The 17615-nt window shown below is 67.3% G+C and carries 13 protein-coding genes and 1 pseudogene; 11 read left to right on the top strand and 3 right to left on the bottom strand.

Annotated elements, in window-relative coordinates:
• The first annotated feature begins 108 nt into the window (after nt 1-108).
• Nucleotides 109-1410 carry an NAD(P)/FAD-dependent oxidoreductase gene (locus tag THIARS_RS09295; RefSeq protein WP_094160467.1) on the top strand — a complete coding sequence of 434 codons (1302 nt, stop codon included), beginning with the start codon at nt 109-111 and terminating at the stop codon, nt 1408-1410.
• Between the two features lie 138 nt (nt 1411-1548).
• Here the strand turns inward: THIARS_RS09295 and THIARS_RS09300 are convergent, their stop codons facing one another.
• Entirely contained in the window at nt 1549-2658 is a 1110-nt protein-coding gene (locus THIARS_RS09300; protein WP_094160468.1) for an alkene reductase, read from the bottom strand.
• A 371-nt stretch (nt 2659-3029) separates the two neighbouring features.
• Between THIARS_RS09300 and THIARS_RS09305 the strand changes: the two genes are divergently transcribed.
• From THIARS_RS09305 to THIARS_RS09320, 4 genes and pseudogenes are all read left to right on the top strand, one after another.
• Nucleotides 3030-5984, top strand: a complete 2955-nt coding sequence (locus THIARS_RS09305; protein ID WP_245845828.1) for a molybdopterin oxidoreductase family protein — start codon at nt 3030-3032, stop codon at nt 5982-5984.
• Nucleotides 5981-6706 (top strand): annotated as a pseudogene (locus THIARS_RS09310) (4Fe-4S dicluster domain-containing protein); the annotation flags it as partial. The gene THIARS_RS09305 and the pseudogene THIARS_RS09310, both read left to right, overlap by 4 nt.
• Nucleotides 6707-6936: 230 nt before the next feature.
• The gene (locus THIARS_RS09315; RefSeq protein ID WP_094160470.1) at nt 6937-7869 is read left to right on the top strand and encodes a dimethyl sulfoxide reductase anchor subunit family protein; all 933 of its coding nucleotides are present in this window, start codon (nt 6937-6939) and stop codon (nt 7867-7869) included.
• 54 nt (nt 7870-7923) lie between these two features.
• On the top strand, nt 7924-8361 hold the full coding sequence (locus tag THIARS_RS09320) for a lysozyme inhibitor LprI family protein (protein WP_186436618.1): 438 nt from the start codon (nt 7924-7926) through the stop codon (nt 8359-8361).
• A 34-nt stretch (nt 8362-8395) separates the two neighbouring features.
• Here THIARS_RS09320 and THIARS_RS09325 read toward each other — a convergent pair whose 3' ends face one another.
• Nucleotides 8396-9886: an NAD-dependent succinate-semialdehyde dehydrogenase gene (locus THIARS_RS09325; RefSeq protein ID WP_094160472.1), complete on the bottom strand. Its 1491-nt coding sequence runs from the start codon at nt 9884-9886 to the stop codon at nt 8396-8398.
• Nucleotides 9887-10095: 209 nt separating this feature from the next.
• Here THIARS_RS09325 and alaS point away from each other — a divergent pair, with 209 nt between their 5' ends.
• Genes alaS through THIARS_RS09345 form a run of 4 tightly spaced genes read left to right on the top strand, consistent with a single transcriptional unit; the run spans nt 10096 to nt 15081 of the window.
• On the top strand, nt 10096-12858 hold the full coding sequence (alaS, locus tag THIARS_RS09330; RefSeq protein ID WP_094160473.1) for an alanine--tRNA ligase: 2763 nt from the start codon (nt 10096-10098) through the stop codon (nt 12856-12858).
• A gap of 16 nt (nt 12859-12874) precedes the next feature.
• Nucleotides 12875-14071, top strand: a complete 1197-nt coding sequence (coaBC, locus tag THIARS_RS09335) for a bifunctional phosphopantothenoylcysteine decarboxylase/phosphopantothenate--cysteine ligase CoaBC (RefSeq protein ID WP_094160474.1) — start codon at nt 12875-12877, stop codon at nt 14069-14071.
• Nucleotides 14068-14520: a dUTP diphosphatase gene (dut, locus tag THIARS_RS09340; protein ID WP_186436619.1), complete on the top strand. Its 453-nt coding sequence runs from the start codon at nt 14068-14070 to the stop codon at nt 14518-14520. Before coaBC ends, dut begins: the two co-directional genes overlap by 4 nt.
• A gap of 9 nt (nt 14521-14529) precedes the next feature.
• Nucleotides 14530-15081: a DUF2062 domain-containing protein gene (locus THIARS_RS09345; protein ID WP_094160475.1), complete on the top strand. Its 552-nt coding sequence runs from the start codon at nt 14530-14532 to the stop codon at nt 15079-15081.
• Between the two features lie 3 nt (nt 15082-15084).
• Here THIARS_RS09345 and THIARS_RS09350 read toward each other — a convergent pair whose 3' ends face one another.
• Nucleotides 15085-15603, bottom strand: a complete 519-nt coding sequence (locus THIARS_RS09350; protein WP_094160476.1) for an FKBP-type peptidyl-prolyl cis-trans isomerase — start codon at nt 15601-15603, stop codon at nt 15085-15087.
• A gap of 209 nt (nt 15604-15812) precedes the next feature.
• Between THIARS_RS09350 and THIARS_RS09355 the strand changes: the two genes are divergently transcribed.
• On the top strand, nt 15813-16976 hold the full coding sequence (locus THIARS_RS09355; protein WP_094160477.1) for a JmjC domain-containing protein: 1164 nt from the start codon (nt 15813-15815) through the stop codon (nt 16974-16976).
• Complete coding sequence (locus tag THIARS_RS09360) at nt 16973-17467, top strand: DUF7931 domain-containing protein (RefSeq protein WP_094160478.1); 495 nt, start codon at nt 16973-16975, stop codon at nt 17465-17467. Before THIARS_RS09355 ends, THIARS_RS09360 begins: the two co-directional genes overlap by 4 nt.
• Nucleotides 17468-17615: the final 148 nt, after the last annotated feature.

The following is a 17615-nucleotide window of genomic DNA, read 5'->3' on the forward strand; positions in this document are numbered from 1 at the left end:
TACCGTGCGCGTTTGCGCTGGAGACGGTGTACTTGGGCGTGGGATGGGCGCTGCCTTGCGCGAGGTCTTGGCCACGCGCTTCAATCGACAAAGCAAAGGAGGCAAGACATGGCGCACATCGTTGTACTGGGGGCGGGCATCGGCGGCATGCCGGCGGCGTATGAGGCACGCGATCTGCTGGGCAAGGAGCACCGGATCACAGTGATCAACGAGGCCGACTATTTCCAGTTCGTGCCGTCGAATCCCTGGGTTGCGGTGGGCTGGCGGTCACGCGAAGACGTGGTGTTTCCCATCGGTCCCTACCTGGAGCGCAAGGGCATCGCGTTCATCGCCCAGCCGGCCACCGGCATCGATCCCGCGGAAAACACCGTCACCCTCCGCAATGGCGACAAGGTCTCGTACGACTACCTCATCATCACCACCGGACCCAGGCTGTCGTTCGAGGAGGTCGAAGGCGCCGGCCCGCACGGTGGATTCACGCACTCCATCTGCACGATCGACCATGCCGAGAAATGCCATGAGGATTTCGAGCGGCTGTGCGCAAGCCCTGGGCCCGTGATCGTCGGGGCGATGCCGGGCGCGAGTTGTTTCGGCCCCGCCTATGAATACGCGATGGTTCTCGACGCCGCACTGCGCAAGAAAAAGCTGCGCAGCAAGGTGCCCATGACGTTCGTCTCCGCCGAACCCTATATCGGCCACCTGGGGCTGGATGGCGTCGGCGACTCCAAGGGCATCATGGAACACGAGTTCCGCGACCACGACATCCGCTGGATCACCAATGCCAAGACCACCAGGGTGGAAGACGGCAAGATGTACGTGGACGAGTTGGACGTCAACGGCAACCTGCTCAAGAAACACGAACTTCCGTTCAGGCACGCCATGATGCTGCCCGCCTTCAAGGGCGTCGACGCCGTGGCCAAGGTGGAAGGGCTGTGCAATCCCCGCGGTTTCGTCATGGTGGATGCCTACCAGCGCAATCCGAAATACAAGAACATCTATTCAGCCGGCGTGTGCATCGCCATCCCGCCGGTGGGGCCGACCCCCGTGCCATGCGGCGTGCCCAAGACCGGCTACATGATCGAGTCCATGGTCACCGCCATCGTGCATAACATCCGGGAAGAACTCGCCGGTCTTCAGCCCACGCACAAGGGCACCTGGCAGGCCATCTGCCTGGCGGATTTCGGCACCACCGGGGCGGCGTTCGTCGCCATTCCCCAGATACCCCCGCGCGACGTGAACTGGTTCGGCCACGGCCGCTGGGTCCACCTGGCCAAGATCGCTTTTGAAAAATACTTCATCCGAAAAATGAAGAAAGGCAATTCCGAGCCCGTCTACGAAAAATATGTGATGAAGCTCATCGGCTTCAAACGCCTGCAAGACAAGGTGATGCATCCGCACCACCCATCCTGAGGGGCGGATGGGCTGGGCGCGGTTCACCGACCCGGAGCAAGGTTTCCGCGGCGCCGGTGTCGTTGGTCGGATCGGCCCGCCCGTCGTGAAACGACCGGGCGGGCCGGGCGTTTGCAAGCCGCTCCTGGAACTTGGGGGTTATGCGGCAACCTGCTCCTGGAGCAGGGGATAGTCGGTGTATCCGCGCTCGCCGCCGCCGTAGAACGTGGCGGTGTCTGGTTTGTTCAGCGCGGCGCCGCGGCGCATGCGCTCCACCAGATCGGGGTTGGCGATATAAGGGCGGCCGAAGGCCACGGCGTCGGCCAGGCCCTCGTCGAGACGTGCCTGCGCGCTGTCGGCGGTGTAGTTGCCGCAGACGATGAGACGGCCGCCGTAGGCTTGGCGCAGTTGTTTGCGGAAGTCGGCGGTGAGGGATGGACCGCCGGCCCAGTCGGGCTCGGCCACGTGGATGTAGGCCACGCCGCGGCGGTCGAATTCGCGGGCGAGATGGAGGTGGATGGCCTCGGTCTCGGTGTCGGCGATGTCGTGGCGGGTGAAATGCGGCGAAATACGCACGCCCACGCGCTGGCTGCCTGCCACGGCGATGATGGCGTCCATCACCTCGAGCACCAAGCGGGCGCGGTTTTCAAGGCTGCCGCCGTAGGCGTCGGTGCGCTGGTTGGTGTTGGTGGCAAGGAACTGCTGCAGCAGATAACCGTTGGCGCTGTGCAGTTCCAGCATGTCGAAGCCGGCGCGCAGCGCGCGCTCGGCGGCGCGCGCGTAGTCGGCCACGATGCCGGGGAGCTCGGCGGTGTCCAGGGCGCGCGGCGCGTCGCACGGCACGCGCTTGGGGCCTTCGGGTAGCACGACGAAGGATTCGCCGGTGTCGCTGCGCAGGGCGGACGGCGCGACCGGGGCCTGGCCGCCTTCCTGCAATGCGCGGTGCGAGATGCGGCCCACATGCCACAGCTGCAAGGCGATGCGTCCGCCCGCGGCATGCACCGCGTCGGTCACGATTTGCCAGCCGCGCTCCTGCGCGTCGGTGTAGATGCCCGGGGTGAAGGCGTAGCCCTGGCCCTGGCGGCTGATCTGGGTGGCTTCGCTGACGATCAGGCCGGCCGTGGCGCGCTGCGCGTAGTAGCGCGCGTTCATCGCATTCGGCACGTCGCCCGGCTGGCTTGCGCGCGAGCGCGTGAGCGGCGCCATGACGACGCGGTTGGGCAGTTCGAGGGCGCCCACGCTGAGCGGGCTGAACAGGGTTTTGGACATGGCGGGCTTCCTGGGTTAGGTGGATTCCGATCGGGGCCGTCTCGGTTTCCGTGAATATTGATTGCTGCAATGCGCAAACCGCAATCCTAGGCATTTGCCGCAAGGCTTGCAGAGGCCATGCCGCAGCAGGTTCGCGCGACGCGTGTTAGCCGAGCTGGCGGGTTCCATCGAAAAAACTGCTGACCTTCACCGAAACATTGCGTTGGAATTCATGGCAAACGGGCCTTAGGGTTGAGCCTCATCGCAATCGAGGGCATTCCATGGCCTGGATCACCGACCGCATCGACCGGATCTTCTCCAACGGCGAACCGCTGCACGACCCCATCGCCAAGCCGCCCGGCGAGGTCGAAGTCAAGTCCACCACCTGCTACATGTGCGCCTGCCGCTGCGGCATCAACGTGCATGTGCGCGACGGCGAGGTGCGCTTCATCGAGGGCAACCCGAACCACCCGCTCAACCATGGCGTGATCTGCGCCAAGGGCTCGGCCGGCATCATGAAGCAGGTTTCTCCCGCGCGCCTGACCCAGCCTCTGCGCCGCAAGCCGGGCAGCGAGCGCGGCGCCGGCGAATTCGAGCCCATTTCCTGGGACGAGGCCTTCGCCATGCTGGAAAGCCGGCTGCGCCACCTGCGCGCGACCGACCCCAAGCAGTTCGCCCTGTTCACCGGGCGCGACCAGATGCAGGCGCTCACCGGCCTGTTCGCGCGCGAGTTCGGCACGCCCAACTACGCCGCGCATGGCGGTTTCTGCTCGGTGAACATGGCCGCCGGCATGATCTACACCACCGGCGGCAGCTTCTGGGAGTTCGGCGGCCCGGATCTCCAGCAGTCCAAGCTGTTCGTCATGATCGGCACCGCCGAAGACCATCACAGCAATCCGCTGAAGATGGCGCTGTCGGATTTCAAGCGCGCGGGCGGACGTTTCATTTCCATCAACCCGGTGCGTACCGGCTATTCGGCCATTGCCGACGAGTGGATTCCGATCCGCCCCGGCACCGACGGCGCGCTGTTCCTCGCCATCACGCATGAGTTGCTGCGCACCGGGCGCTTCGACGATGCGTTCGCCGCGCGCTACACCAACGCCGCGCAACTGGTGCGGGTGCAGCCGGGGCACCCGGACGACGGCATGATGGTGCGCAACCCCGCTGCGCCCGAGGTCAACCCCGATGCCCCGCTCAACGCCTGGTGGTGGGACGAGGCCGCTGGCCGGCCCGTCGCCGCCTGGAGCGAAGGCGTGCAGCCGGCGCTGTTCGGCCGCTACACCATGCCCGACGGCACCCCGGTGGCGACGGCGCTCGAGTTGCTGCGCGAGCGCGTGGCCGAGTGCACGCCAGCGTGGGCCGAGGACATCACCGGCATCGCCGCGTCCCGCATCGCGCAACTGGCGGCGGAAATGGCCGAGGCCGCGCTCGACCAGGCCTTCGATCTGCCCCAACCCTGGACCGACTGGTGGGGCCGGGAGCACGACACCGTGCGCGCCCGCCCGCTGGCCTTCCACGCCATGCGCGGCCTGGCCGCGCATTCGAACGGGTTCCACACCATTCGCGCGCTGGCCATTTTGATGAGTCTGCTGGGCACCATCGACGTGCCCGGGGGATTCCGCCACAAGCCGCCGTATCCCAAACAGGTTCCGCCCGGCGTGCGCACCGCAAAGAGCTGGGACGACATCAAGCCCAACACGCCGCTGGCCGGTTCGCCCCTGGGCTGGCCCGCCGGGCCCGGTGACTTGATGGTGGACGACGATGGCCGCCCGATGCGCATCGACAAGGCGTTCTCGTGGGAGTACCCGCTGGCGGCGCACGGGTTGATGCACAACGTCATCACCAATGCCTGGCGCGGCGATCCCTATCCCATCGACACCCTGCTGATCTTCATGTCCAACATGGCGTGGAACTCGGCCATGAACACCCAGCGCGTGCGGCGCATGCTGACCGACAAGCGCGCGGACGGCGAGCACCGCATTCCCTTCCTGGTGGTGTGCGACGCGTTCCATTCCGAGATGACGGCGTTCGCCGATCTCGTGCTGCCCGATACCAGCTATCTGGAACGGCACGACGCCATGTCCATGCTGGACCGGCCGATTTCCGAGTACGACGGCGCGATGGACTCGGTGCGCGTGCCCGTCGTGCCGCCGCTCGGGCAGTGCAAACCGTTCCAGGACGTGCTGATCGAATTGGCTTCGCGCCTGCAGTTCCCGGCCTTCACGCGGGCCGACGGCAGCCGCAAGTTCAAGGACTACACGGACTTCATCGTCAACTACGAAACCGCACCGGGTTCGGGCATCGGTTTCCTCACCGGCTGGCGCGGCGCGGACGGCAGCAAGAGCCTGCGCGGCGAACCGAATCCGAATCAGTGGGAGCAGTACGCCAAGCACGACTGCGTGCATTTCACGCCCATCCCCGAGGCCATGCGCTATATGCGCGGCGTCAACCGCGACTACCTGCGCTACGCCAAGGAGAACGGCTGGCGCAAGCGCGACGACCCGGTGGTCATCGCTATTTACTCCGAGGTGCTGCAGAAATTCCGCCTTGCCGCCCAAGGGCAGCGACCCGGGCGGCAGCCTCCGGCCGAACTGCGCGAGCGCGTTGCCCGGCATGGCGATCCGCTGCCGTTCTGGGCACCTCCGCTGGAGCATGGCGCCGTCGATCTGGGGAAGTTTCCGCTGGCCGCGGTGACCCAGAGGCCCATGGCCATGTATCACGCCTGGGACTCGCAGAATGCCTGGCTGCGCCAGATCCACGGCCACAACCGGCTTCACGTGCATCCCAGGACCGCACAGGCCGCAGGCATCGCCGACGGCGGCTGGATGTGGGTGGAGTCGCCCTGGGGCCGGGTGCGCTGCGTCGCCCAGTATTCCGAGGCCGTCGAGCCCGGCACGGTGTGGACCTGGAACGCCATCGGCAAGTCCAGCGGGCTGTGGGGCCTGCATCCCCATGCCGACGAGTCCCGCCGCGGTTTCCTGCTCAATCACCTGATCACCGACGAGCTTCCCGGAGATGCCGGAACCTTGTCGAACAGCGATCCCGTCACCGGTCAGGCCGGTTGGTACGACCTGCGCGTGCGTCTCGCCCCAGCCGGAGCGCCGCGGGACGACGAGGCCATGGCGGGGGATCACTACGCCGACGTGCACGGCGAGCCGCTGCCCGCTGCGGGCGACGCGCTCGCCCTCCATTCCGAAACCACCTGGCCGCGCCACAGCGCGCCGCAGCCAGCGCCGGGGCAGCATCCCGGCATGCACCGCGTCTCGAGCGGCGCGGCCCATGTGCTGCAGTATTTCGCCGGACGCGGTCGTCGCGGCAAGACCACCGAACAGGAGACACCCACATGACCCAGCTCGCCCTGGTCATCGACCTCGACGTCTGCGTCGGCTGCCATGCCTGCGTCACTTCGTGCAAGCAATGGAACACATCGAGCGCGGCGGGCCCGCTGAGCGACCACGATCCCTACGGCCCCGAGACGTCTGGCGTGTTCTTCAATCGGGTCCAGACCTTCGAGGTCGGCCAGTATCCCGACACGCAGGTGGTGCATTTCCCCAAAAGCTGCCTGCACTGCGAGGAGCCGCCCTGCGTGCCGGTGTGCCCGACTGGCGCCTCGTACAAGCGCAAGGAGGACGGCATCGTGCTGGTCGATGCCGACAAGTGCATCGGCTGCAAGTACTGCGCCTGGGCCTGTCCCTACGGCGCGCGTGAGTTCGACGAACAGCGCGGCATCATGACCAAGTGCACCTTGTGCGTGGATCGCATCTACGACGAGAGCACGCCACCCGAGCGGCGCAATCCCGCCTGTGTGAATGCCTGCCCCACTCACGCCCGCCTGTTCGGCGACGTGCACGACCCCGACTCCGACATCTCGCGCGCCATCCGCGAGCGCGGCGGCTATGCGCTCATGCCCGAGCTCGGCACGCGTCCCGCCAACCAGTATCTGCCCAGGCGCGCCATGGTCGCCGCGGGAACGCAGTCGGGCTCGGCCCAGTCGACGCCGGCGCCTGTGACGCGCGGAAATTCCGCGCACGACGGCGGCGAGTCGGCGGCGGCCGCCGAACTGGTGCGCGAATCCGAGACCATCCTGGCACGTCTTTTCGGTGGCCTGCGCGGGAAAGCGCGCAAACGTGCGCAGCCGGCGCCCGGGGCGTTGCAGCTGCCGAAGGCCGCGCAGTCCTGCGCCTGCGGTGCAGGGCAGGGCGGGTGCGCCAGTGCGAAGCCGGCGGGGCCCGGCCTTGGCGGTCAGCTTCCCGCGGCGGCCGGCCTGCCGGTGTCGCGCCTTTTCGCGGAGGGTTGAGCATGCGTCCAGCCTGGTCTGTGCTGTTTCTCACCACCCTCATCGGTTGCGCGCAGGGTCTCGCCGTGGCGTTGGCCCTGGCCGTCCTGGGCCTGTTCGGCGGTCCGGGTGCGGCACGCGTGGCTGGCGGCCCGGGCTTGCTCATGGTGCTGGCCCTGGGCGTGGTCGCGCTGATCGCGTCTTTCCTGCACCTCGGCAGGCCCGAGCGAGCTTGGCGCGCCGCGGCCATGTGGCGCACGTCCTGGCTATCGCGCGAGGTCATCGTGCTGCCGGCCTTTCTCGGCGTGGCCGCCTTGTGCTGGCTGTGGCTGAGCCGGTTGCACGCCTGGCCCGTCTGGCTGGCGCTGGCGCTGCTGGCAGGTTGCGGCACGCTCTGGGTCTGCACGGCGATGATCTATGCCGGGGTGCGCTTCATTCGCGAATGGGCCACGCCGCTGACCCTGTTGAATTTCGTGTTGATGGGCCTGGCCTCGGGCTTCGCGCTCGCTGCGGCGCTGTTCGCCGCGCTCGGGCTACCGGCGGCCGAACTCGCCGGCTGGGCTCTGGGCTGGACGCTGCTGGCCTTTTTGGGCCGCATGGCCGCGCTCTTGCGCACGGCGCGTCTCGTACCGGCCGGCAGCCTGCAGACGGCCATCGGCGTGCGCAGCAAGCGCATCGTGCAAATCTCGCGCGGCTTCACGGCAGGCAGCTTCAATCTGCACGAGTTCTTCCACGGGCAGCCGGAGGCGGTGGTGCGCGGCGTGCAGGGCGGTTTCGTTCTGCTGGGGTTCATCGTTCCGCTGGCCCTGCTCGGCGCGGGGCTCGGCGCCAGCCGGCCGCTGCCCTGGTTTGCCCTGGCCTGGCTGGTGCAGATGGCCGGACTGCTGGCGGAGCGCTGGCACTTCTTCGCCCAGGTGAATCACCCGCAGAACCGCTACTACGCCGCGGCGCATTGAACGAATTTTGCCGTGCGACATTCTCAAGGCGCAGGTTTGGCCTGGAGGATGCCGATGTCGTTCACCCGTTTCGTGCTGCGTTCTGTCTTGGTGTGCCTCGTCGCGGGGCCGGCTTTGCCCGGGCTGGCCACGGCGCGGGCATCGCCGGCTCCGCCTCCGGCGCAGGCTGGCTGTGACGGCGGTGCGGGCTCGCCGGCGATTTGTGCCGCCGCCCAGCTCAAGGCCTTGAACGCGACGATGCGCAGGCTCTATCGCGCGGAGCTGGCGCGCACCCAGGGGACCATCGCCGAGCGCCGGCTGATCCATGCGCAGAACCAGTGGCGGCGCTATGCCAACGCGGATTGCATGTTCAGCCATGGCCCGCGTCGCGATGGCGGTCCTGCCTGGACGCAGCGCGAGGATGATTGCCTGGCCGCGCATGTGCGTCGGCGCATCGCCCGGCTGCGTGCCGAAGCCGATTGCCGGCCCGGAGATTGCCCGCCGCCGCGTTGAGACGTGCTCTGGCCAGGGAACCGCGCGGTGCGGCTCAGCGGTCGATGGCGCCCAGGCAGAGGTACTTCATCTCGACGTATTCGTCGATGCCGTGGTGCGAACCCTCGCGTCCCAGGCCGGACTGTTTCACGCCGCCGAACGGGGCGACCTCGTTCGAAATCAGCCCGGTGTTGACCCCGACAATGCCGTACTCCAGCGCCTCGCCGACGCGGAAGATGCGGCCCACGTCGCGGCTGTAGAAATAGCCAGCAAGGCCGAACTCGGTGGCGTTGGCCGCGGCGATGGCCTCGTCCTCGGTGGAGAAGCGAAACACGGGCGCCACCGGGCCGAAGGTCTCCTCGCGCGCGCACAGCATGCCGGCATGGGCGTCGGCCAGCACGGTGGGGGCGTAGAAGCGACCTCCCGATCCGGCATGCAGGACCTTGCCGCCGGTGAGCATGCGCGCGCCCTTGGCCAGGGCGTCGTCGACGTGGCGCTGCACCTTGGTCAGGGCCTGGTCGTCGATCAGCGGGCCGACCTGCACGCCTTCGTCGAAGCCGCTGCCCACCTTCATGCCGGCCACGCGCTCGGCAAGTCTCTGCACGAAGGTCTCGTAGACGCCGTCCTGCACGTACAAGCGGTTGGCACAGACGCAGGTCTGGCCGGCGTTGCGGTACTTGCTCTGCATCGCGCCTTCCACGGCGGCATCCACGTCGGCGTCGTCGAACACGATGAAGGGCGCGTTGCCGCCGAGTTCCAGGCCGAGCTTCTTGATGCTGGGGGCCGATTGCGCCATCAGGATGCGGCCGACCTCGGTGGACCCGGTGAACGACAGATGGCGGACCACGGGACTCGCGCACAGCACTTTGCCGATGTCCACCGAGCCGGCGGCGTCGCTGGTCAGCATGTTGAGCACGCCGGGCGGCATGCCGGCGCGTTGCGCCAGCTCGGCTGCGGCCAACGCGGTCAGCGGCGTCTGTTCCGCGGGTTTGATCACCACCGGACAGCCCGCGGCCAGCGCCGGAGCGACCTTGCGGGTGATCATCGCCAGCGGGAAATTCCACGGCGTGATGGCGGCGCACACACCCACCGGCTGGCGCAGGACCAGCAGGCGCTTGGTCGGATCCGGGCTGGGGATGGTTTCGCCGTACACGCGCTTGGCTTCCTCGGCGAACCATTCGACGAAACTGGCGCCGTAGGTCACCTCGCCCTTGGCTTCGGCCAGGGGCTTGCCCTGCTCGGCGGTCATGATGCGGGCGAGGTCGTCGGCATGCTGCATCAGCAACTCGAACCAGCGGCGCATCACGCCGCCGCGCTGCTTCGCGGTCAGGGCGCGCCAGGCCGGCCATGCCCGTTCCGCCGCCGCGATGGCCGTCTCGGCCTCGGCGGCGCCCAGGCGTGGCACCTGGGCAAGCAGCCGGCCGGTGGCGGGGTCGTGGATGGGCACGGTGTTGGCGGACTCGACCCAGTGGCCGTCGATCAGGGCCTGGGTTTTGAGCAGAGAGGGATCTTGCAACTGGGCGAGCGGTGAGGTGGCGGTATCCATGGCGGTCTTTCTTGTGTGTGAACGCAATCAAGCGCCAATTTAGCCCCGCCGGGCGACGTTTGCACAGCACCACCTTGAAGCGGCCGGGGCAACCACTGGTAGGGAGGGCGGGTATCCCGCCTCGCGCCTGGCAAGGGTACGGCGCCTAAAATCGCCGTTTTGCTGTGGTTTGGACGCTGCCGCCGACCCAGCCTCATTCAGGTGCCTCGATGAACGTTTCCGACATCCGCGAGAAGTTTTTGTCCTATTTCGCCGCCCAGGGCCACGCGCGCGTGCCCTCGTCGCCCTTGGTGCCGGGCAACGACCCCACGCTCCTGTTCACCAACTCGGGCATGGTGCAGTTCAAGGACGTGTTCCTCGGCCAGGACCGCCGGCCCTACACCCGCGCCACCACGGCGCAGCGCTGCGTGCGGGCCGGCGGCAAGCACAACGATCTGGAGAACGTCGGCTACACGGCGCGTCACCACACCTTCTTCGAGATGCTGGGCAACTTCAGCTTCGGCGACTACTTCAAGCGCGACGCCATCCGCTATGCCTGGGAACTGCTGACCACGGTGTACAAGCTGCCGGCCGACAAGCTGTGGGTCACGGTGTATCAGGAAGACGACGAGGCCTATGCCATCTGGGCCGACGAGATGAAGGTGCCGCCCGAGCGCATCGTGCGCATCGGCGACAACAAGGGCGCGCGCTACGCCTCGGACAACTTCTGGCAGATGGCCGACACCGGCCCCTGCGGGCCATGCAGCGAAATCTTCTACGACCACGGCCCGGACGTCTGGGGCGGCCCGCCCGGATCGCCGGAGGCCGACGGCGACCGCTACATCGAGATCTGGAATCTCGTGTTCATGCAGTTCGAGCGCAGCGTGGCCGAGGAACGCAGCTTCCCCAGCGAGGTCGAGGCCCAGGCCGCCAAGGCCGAGATCGAGCGCGCGGGCGGCATCGCCCTGGTGGCGCGCCAGGGCGAAACCTGGAAGTGCACCACGTATGCGCAGAAGCCGCTGCCGCGCCCTTGCGTGGATACCGGCATGGGGCTGGAGCGCATTGCTGCGGTGTTGCAGCACGTGCACAGCAACTACGAGATCGACCTGTTCCAGAAACTCATCCGTGCCGCCGCGCGCGAAACGGGCTGCGCCGATCTCGGTCATGTCTCGCTGAAGGTGATCGCCGACCACATCCGCGCCTGCGCCTTCCTCATCGTCGACGGCGTGATCCCGGGCAATGAAGGCCGCGGCTACGTGCTGCGCCGCATCGCCCGCCGCGCGCTGCGCCACGGCTACAAGCTGGGTCGGCACCAACCCTTTTTCCACAAACTCGTGCCCGACCTGGTGGCCGAGATGGGCGCCGCTTATCCCGAGTTGGCGCAAGCTTCGGCGCGCATCCAGGACGTGATCGAGGCGGAGGAGAAACGCTTCGTCGAGACCTTGGAGAACGGCATGCGCATCCTCGACGCCGAACTGGACGCGCTGCGCGGGCGCGCCGATGCCACGCTGTCCGGCGATGTGGCCTTCACCTTGTACGACACCTACGGTTTTCCGCTCGACCTCACCGCCGATGTCTGCCGCGAGCGCGGCGTGGCGGTGGATGAGTCCGGCTTCGACGCGGCCATGGACCGACAGCGCGAGCAGGCGCGCGCCGCCGGCAAGTTCAAGATGGCCGGCAGTCTCGACTACGCGGGCCAGGCCACGCGGTTCGAGGGCTACGAGCACCTGCAGCTCGACGCCTGCAAGATTCTCGCGTTGTACGTCGGCGGCACCTCGGTGCCGCGCATGGAGGCGGGGCAGGAAGGTATCGTCGTGCTCGATCGCACGCCGTTCTACGCCGAATCCGGCGGTCAGGTGGGCGACAGCGGCATGCTGTTCGAGGGCGACGACTGCGCGCTGAACTTTACCGTGCACGACACGCAGAAAATCCAGGCCGAGGTGTTCGGCCACCATGGCGTGCTGGTTTCCGGCAGCCTGCGCGTCGGTGAAACCGTCGCCGCCCGCGTGGACGCCGAGCGCCGCCTGGCCACCATGCGCAACCACAGCGCCACCCACCTGCTGCACAAGGCCTTGCGCCTGGTGCTCGGCGAGCATGTGCAGCAAAAAGGCTCGCTGGTGGACGCGGAGAAGACCCGCTTCGACTTCGCCCACGATGCCCCCATTTCCGCCGACGAGATCGCGCGCATCGAGCGCTGGGTGAACGCGCAGATCCTGCTCAACGCGCCGACCCAGGCGCGCGTGCTGCCGATCGAGGAGGCGAAAAAGACCGGCGCGATGATGCTGTTCGGCGAGAAGTACGGCGACCAGGTGCGCGTGCTCGACATCGGCGACAGCCGCGAACTCTGCGGCGGCACGCATGTCGCGCGCACCGGCGACATCGGCAGCCTGCGCGTCGTCTCGCAAGGCTCCGTGGCCGCCGGCGTGCGGCGCATCGAGGCCACCACCGGAATGAACGCCCTGGCCCTGGCTCAACGCCAGGGCGCCGAGCTGGCGTCGCTGGCGGCCTTGCTCAAGACGCCCGAGAATGAGCTCGACAAGCGCGCGGCGCAGCTGCTCGAGCAGCTGCGCGGGATGGAAAAGGATCTGGCTGCGCTCAAGGCGCAGCAGGCCGCGTCGCGCGGCGTCGAGCTCGCGGGACAAGCCCAGGAGCTTGCCGGGGCCAGGCTGTTGGCGGCACGCCTGGACGGTGCGGATGCCACGGCCTTGCGTACCGTGGTCGACCAGATCAAGGCCAAGCTCAAGTCGGCGGTGGTTCTGCTGCTCAGCGTCGACGGCGACAAGGTGCAACTCGCCGCGGGCGTGACTGCCGACCTGACCTCGCGCGTCAAGGCCGGCGAACTGGTGAACATCGCCGCGCAAGCGGTCGGCGGCAAGGGCGGCGGGCGACCCGACTTCGCCATGGCCGGAGGCAACAAGCCCGAGGCGGCGGATGCCGCGCTCGACGCCGCGCGCGTCTGGGTGACGCAGCGCCTCGTGGCGCAGTCGGCCTGATGGCGCGGGCCGGCCTATGAAACCTCGCCATATCCTGCTCGGCGTCACCGGCGGCGTGGCCGCCTACAAGGCTTGCGAGCTGACGCGGCAACTGGTGAAGGCGGGGCATACGGTCCAGGTCGTGATGACGGAGGCGGCCACCCGCTTCGTCGCGCCCATGTCGTTCCAGGCGCTGTCGGGCCGGGCTGTGGCCGTCGATCCGTGGCAGCCGCTTGTCGCCAATGGCATGGACCATATCGACCTCGTGCGGGCCGCGCATGCGCTGGTCATTGCCCCGGCCAGCGCCGATTTCATCGGCAAGGCCGCGCTGGGACTGGGCGGCGATTTGCTGTCCACGCTCATGCTGGCGCGCGGCGACGTTCCAACCCTGCTGGCGCCGGCGATGAATCGCGAGATGTGGGCCAATCCGGCGGTGCAGCGCAATGTGGCACGCCTGCGCGCCGACGGTGTGCGCATCGCGGGGCCGGCCCGCGGCGAGCAGGCCTGCGGCGAGGTGGGCGAGGGGCGCATGATCGAGCCCGAGGACATCGCCATCGAGATCGACGCGCTGTTCCAGCCCAAGGACCTGGCGGGCCGCAAGGTGCTCATCACCGCCGGGCCGACCTTCGAGCCCTGGGACGCTGTGCGCGGCCTCACCAACCGCTCCAGCGGGAAAATGGGCTGGGCTCTGGCGCGCGCGGCCTGGGAGCGTGGCGCCGAGGTCCAGCTCGTCGCAGGGCCCACCGCGTTGGACGAACCCTATGGGGTGCGTTGGGTCGGTGTCGAAACGGCACGGCAGATGCGTGAAGCCGTGCAAGCCGCGCTGCCGGGCGTCGACGTTTTCATTGCCGCCGCCGCAGTGGCGGATTGGCGGCCGGCGGCGGCGCAGCCCGGCAAACTGAAAAAGCAGTCCGGCGAGCCCCCGCCTGTGCTGTACCTCGATACCAACCCGGACATCCTGGCCGAAGTGGCTGCCCGTGCCGATGCGCCTTACTGCGTGGGCTTTGCCGCCGAGACGGACAACCTCGCCGCCAATGCCCAGGCCAAGCGCCTGCGCAAGGGCGTGCCCATGCTGATCGGCAACATCGGACCGCAAGCCTTCGGCCGTGACGACAACGCCTGCGTGCTCATCGACGCGAACGGCATGACCGAATTGCCGCGCATGGACAAGCTCGCGCTTGCGCGGCGCATCCTGCATGAAATCGCCGCGCGTTTACCCAACGATCAATCATGACCCTTCCGATCGAAGTTCGCCTGCTCGACCAACGCCTGCGCGAGCAGCTTCCGGCCTACGCCACACCCGGCGCCGCCGGCATGGACCTGCGCGCCTGCCTGGATGCCCCACTGACCCTGCAACCGGGGCAGGCCGAACTGATTCCCACGGGCCTGTCCATCCACGTCGCCGACCCAGGCTACGCGGCCCTCATCCTGCCGCGCTCGGGGCTGGGACACAAGCATGGCATTGTGTTGGGCAATCTGGTCGGGCTGATCGACTCCGACTATCAAGGGCCCTTGATGGTGAGCTGCTGGAACCGTGGCACGCAGGCCTATGCGGTGCAGCCCCTCGAGCGCATCGCGCAACTGGTCATCGTTCCTGTGATGCAGGCGCAGTGGACGGTGGTCGAATCCTTCACGCCGAGCCATCGTGGCGAAGGCGGTTTCGGCTCCACCGGCCGGGGCTGATTCAGCACGATGGTGCGCCACTTGGCCCGCCGCATGACGGCGCGTTTCGACGCCATGCGCGAACATGCGGCGCTGCGTCCGTTCGCTCGCTACCTGGCGCATCCCGCGCTGTGGAGCCTGCATCGGCGCAGCGTGGCCCTGGGCTTCGCCGTCGGGCTGTTCGCAGGGCTGATTCCCGGCCCGCTGCAGATGCTGGGCGCGGGTATTCTTGCCGTGATCCTGCGCTGCAATTTTCCCGTCGCGCTGGCCACCACGCTGTACTCAAACCCGCTGACCATCGTGCCGCTGTATCTGATGGCTTACCAGCTCGGGAGCTGGGCCACCGGCATGAACGGGCGTGCCAAGCTCGGCCCCCTTCCTCGATTCGATTGGGGGCATCTGGTCGACTCCACCAAGGCGCTGGTGCACTGGGCGATGGGCCTTGGCGAGCCCCTGCTTGTCGGCCTTCCCCTGTTGGGCCTTTGCCTTGCCGTGCTGGGGTATCTGCTCGTTCGGGTGGGGTGGAACTGGTCCATCCGCCTGCAGTGGGCCAGGCGCCGCGCGCAGCGCGCGCGACCCTGACGCCTACGTCACGTTGCGCGGCATTCCGGCCAGGAACATGCCGCTGTCCACGTCGTCGAGATGGGCGCTTTGCGCCTCGCGTTCGTCGGGGTCCGGTTCTCGCACGTCGAGGATGGTGTAGGACACACGCAGCGCCATGCCCGCGAGCGGGTGGTTGCCGTCGAGCACCACCTTGCCCTCGGCGATGTCGCTCACGGTGTAGATGACGCCGGACTCGCCCGGCCGGCATCCCGGCGGCAGGTGCTCGAACTGCATGCCGGGCTCCAGCACCTCGGGAAACAGCGCGCGATCCTCGATCCGCAGCAGCGTCGGTTCGTAATCGCCGAAGGCGTCATGCGGCTCGATCTGCAGCTGTCCGCTCGCGCCGGCTTGCTTGCCGAGCAGATGCTGCGAGATCTGGGGCAGGAGATCCGCACCGCCGACGTAAAAATCCGAGCCCTCCGCGTCGTCGGCGATGGGTTCGTTCTGGGCGTCGGTCAATTGCCAGGCCAGGGTCACGACGGTATCGAGAGCGGCTTGCATAAAAAAGGTTCGCGAGGGATGAATACGATAAAGACGAAGTGCCCCGTAGCCAGGTCACGGATGCGGGCCACTTCCCACTTTGCAAGCTTAGCGCCTGCTGTGCGCCCAAGCTAAACTCGGCTGCAATTTTTTCGGCTCGGCCATGCAGCAGCGCCCGGTATCACGAGCCTTGCATGCGTGTCCGCGTTCCCACCTTCCCGCTCCATGGCATGAAGTCAAACATCGACACTCCGGACTGGCCTTTGCCGGGCATCAGCCACGCCCACTTCCTGGAGCGATATTGGCAGCGCAAGCCCTTGCTGCTGCGCCAGGCGATTCCAGGTTTCAAACCGTTGTTGACCCGGACCGAATTGTTTAGATGGGCGGGAAGCGAGGATGCCGAGTCGCGCCTCGTGCAACGCAAGGACGAGCATTGGTTCTTGCGCCACGGCCCGTTCGGCAGGCGCCAACTGCCGCCCCTGCGCCAACCGGACTGGACGCTCTTGGTTCAGGGGGTGAATCTGCTCGATGACGCGGTGGCGGCACTTCTGGAGCGGTTCCGCTTCATTCCGGACGCGCGGCTGGATGACGTGATGATTTCGTGGGCCAGTGACGGCGGCGGCGTGGGCCCGCATGTGGACGCTTACGACGTGTTCCTGCTGCAGGCCGAGGGGCAGCGCCGGTGGCGCATCGGTCCGGTGAAAAGACCATGCTTTCAACCCGAGCAGCCGCTGAAGCTGTTGGTGGATTTCGAGCCGGATACGGAGTGGGTGCTGAACCCCGGCGACATGCTCTACTTGCCACCGGGGTGGGGGCACGACGGCGTTGCACTTGGCCCATGCATGACCTATTCCATCGGGTTTCGCGCGCCTCCCGCCGGCGAACTCCTGCAGCAACTGCTCTGGAAATTGGCCGATGGGCTGGAGCAAGGTGCGCGGTATAGCGATCGGGGCCGCATCGATCCTGCTTGCGCGAGGCATCCGGCGCGTCTGCCTGGCGACATGGTGCAGTTCCTGCACACCGCTTTCAATCGCTTGAAGCCCGCTGCGCGCGATTTTGAAGTGGCTCTCGGTGAACTTCTCACGGAGCCGAAGCAGCAGGTCTGGTTCGAGCCGTCACAACAAAAACCGACGCAACTTGACCGCATCTGTGCGCGTCGCGGCGTGCGCCTGGACCGGCGCAGCCGCATGCTCTATTCGGCGACGGACGTCTACATCAACGGCGAGCGCGTCGAGGCAGGGCTGGCGCGCTCGAAATGGTTGCGCGTGCTGGCCGACCGGCATGCGCTCGGTCATGCGGACTGGAAGCTTGCATCGGCGCATGAGCGGGCGCTGTTGCTGCAATGGTGCGCACAGGGCTGGCTGCACGCCGATGTCGAGGGGAATGACGCATGAACGAATTCGGCTCGCAGGGCGATGGGGATGGCCAGGAGATCCGTGGCCGCATGGCTTGGCAGCAGGCCATCAAGGAATTGCTGGGCGCCCCCGGCGCGGTCATCAGCATGTACAGCCCCGATTTCTCGGATTGGCCGCTGAACCAGGCTGATGTCATCGCCGCCCTCGATGCCTGGGGGCAGGCCCGGCGCCAACCTTGCGTACGCATGCTGGCGCGGCACTTCGACGTCGTTCAGCGGGACGCGCCGCGATTTGCGCAGTGGCGCACACGCTTTGCGCATCTCGTCGTCTGCCACGTGCTGCCTGAGGAATTTGCAGCGCCTCAAGAATGTTTGCTGTTGCGCAATCGAGGCCTGCTTGCTCTGCCAAGCCAGGCATTCCGTCTGGGTTCGTGGTGCTCCGGAGCGAGGCTGCATGCGGCCGTGGGCCTGTTCGATCAGGTGTGGCAGCAATCGGAGCCAGGGTTCCCTGCACAAGCTCTGGGCTTGTGAATTTTGCGCAACATTATGTTGCGGACCGGCCGGATGTACTAGGGGAAGCCCTGGCTAGCGTTATACTTTCCATCTGAACTCGACATTGCCCATGTGGCATGCAGGTTCAACATTGAAATTAATCCCGGAATCCACCGATTTCTATTGA

It is taken from the genome of Thiomonas delicata, assembly GCF_900088825.1.
Classification (GTDB): domain Bacteria; phylum Pseudomonadota; class Gammaproteobacteria; order Burkholderiales; family Burkholderiaceae_C; genus Thiomonas_A; species Thiomonas_A delicata.

What these genes read in the sequence shown, in the direction of transcription:
- coaBC (WP_094160474.1), top strand. Translation starts at nt 12,875, where the DNA reads ATGAAACCTCGCCATATCCTGCTCGGCGTCACCGGCGGCGTGGCCGCC.
- THIARS_RS09325 (WP_094160472.1), bottom strand. Translation starts at nt 9,886, where the DNA reads ATGGATACCGCCACCTCACCGCTCGCCCAGTTGCAAGATCCCTCTCTG.
- THIARS_RS09305 (WP_245845828.1), top strand. Translation starts at nt 3,030, where the DNA reads ATGTGCGCCTGCCGCTGCGGCATCAACGTGCATGTGCGCGACGGCGAG.
- THIARS_RS09350 (WP_094160476.1), bottom strand. Translation starts at nt 15,603, where the DNA reads ATGCAAGCCGCTCTCGATACCGTCGTGACCCTGGCCTGGCAATTGACC.
- THIARS_RS09355 (WP_094160477.1), top strand. Translation starts at nt 15,813, where the DNA reads ATGAAGTCAAACATCGACACTCCGGACTGGCCTTTGCCGGGCATCAGC.
- dut (WP_186436619.1), top strand. Translation starts at nt 14,068, where the DNA reads ATGACCCTTCCGATCGAAGTTCGCCTGCTCGACCAACGCCTGCGCGAG.
- THIARS_RS09320 (WP_186436618.1), top strand. Translation starts at nt 7,924, where the DNA reads ATGTCGTTCACCCGTTTCGTGCTGCGTTCTGTCTTGGTGTGCCTCGTC.
- alaS (WP_094160473.1), top strand. Translation starts at nt 10,096, where the DNA reads ATGAACGTTTCCGACATCCGCGAGAAGTTTTTGTCCTATTTCGCCGCC.
- THIARS_RS09295 (WP_094160467.1), top strand. Translation starts at nt 109, where the DNA reads ATGGCGCACATCGTTGTACTGGGGGCGGGCATCGGCGGCATGCCGGCG.
- THIARS_RS09300 (WP_094160468.1), bottom strand. Translation starts at nt 2,658, where the DNA reads ATGTCCAAAACCCTGTTCAGCCCGCTCAGCGTGGGCGCCCTCGAACTG.
- THIARS_RS09345 (WP_094160475.1), top strand. Translation starts at nt 14,530, where the DNA reads ATGGTGCGCCACTTGGCCCGCCGCATGACGGCGCGTTTCGACGCCATG.
- THIARS_RS09360 (WP_094160478.1), top strand. Translation starts at nt 16,973, where the DNA reads ATGAACGAATTCGGCTCGCAGGGCGATGGGGATGGCCAGGAGATCCGT.
- THIARS_RS09315 (WP_094160470.1), top strand. Translation starts at nt 6,937, where the DNA reads ATGCGTCCAGCCTGGTCTGTGCTGTTTCTCACCACCCTCATCGGTTGC.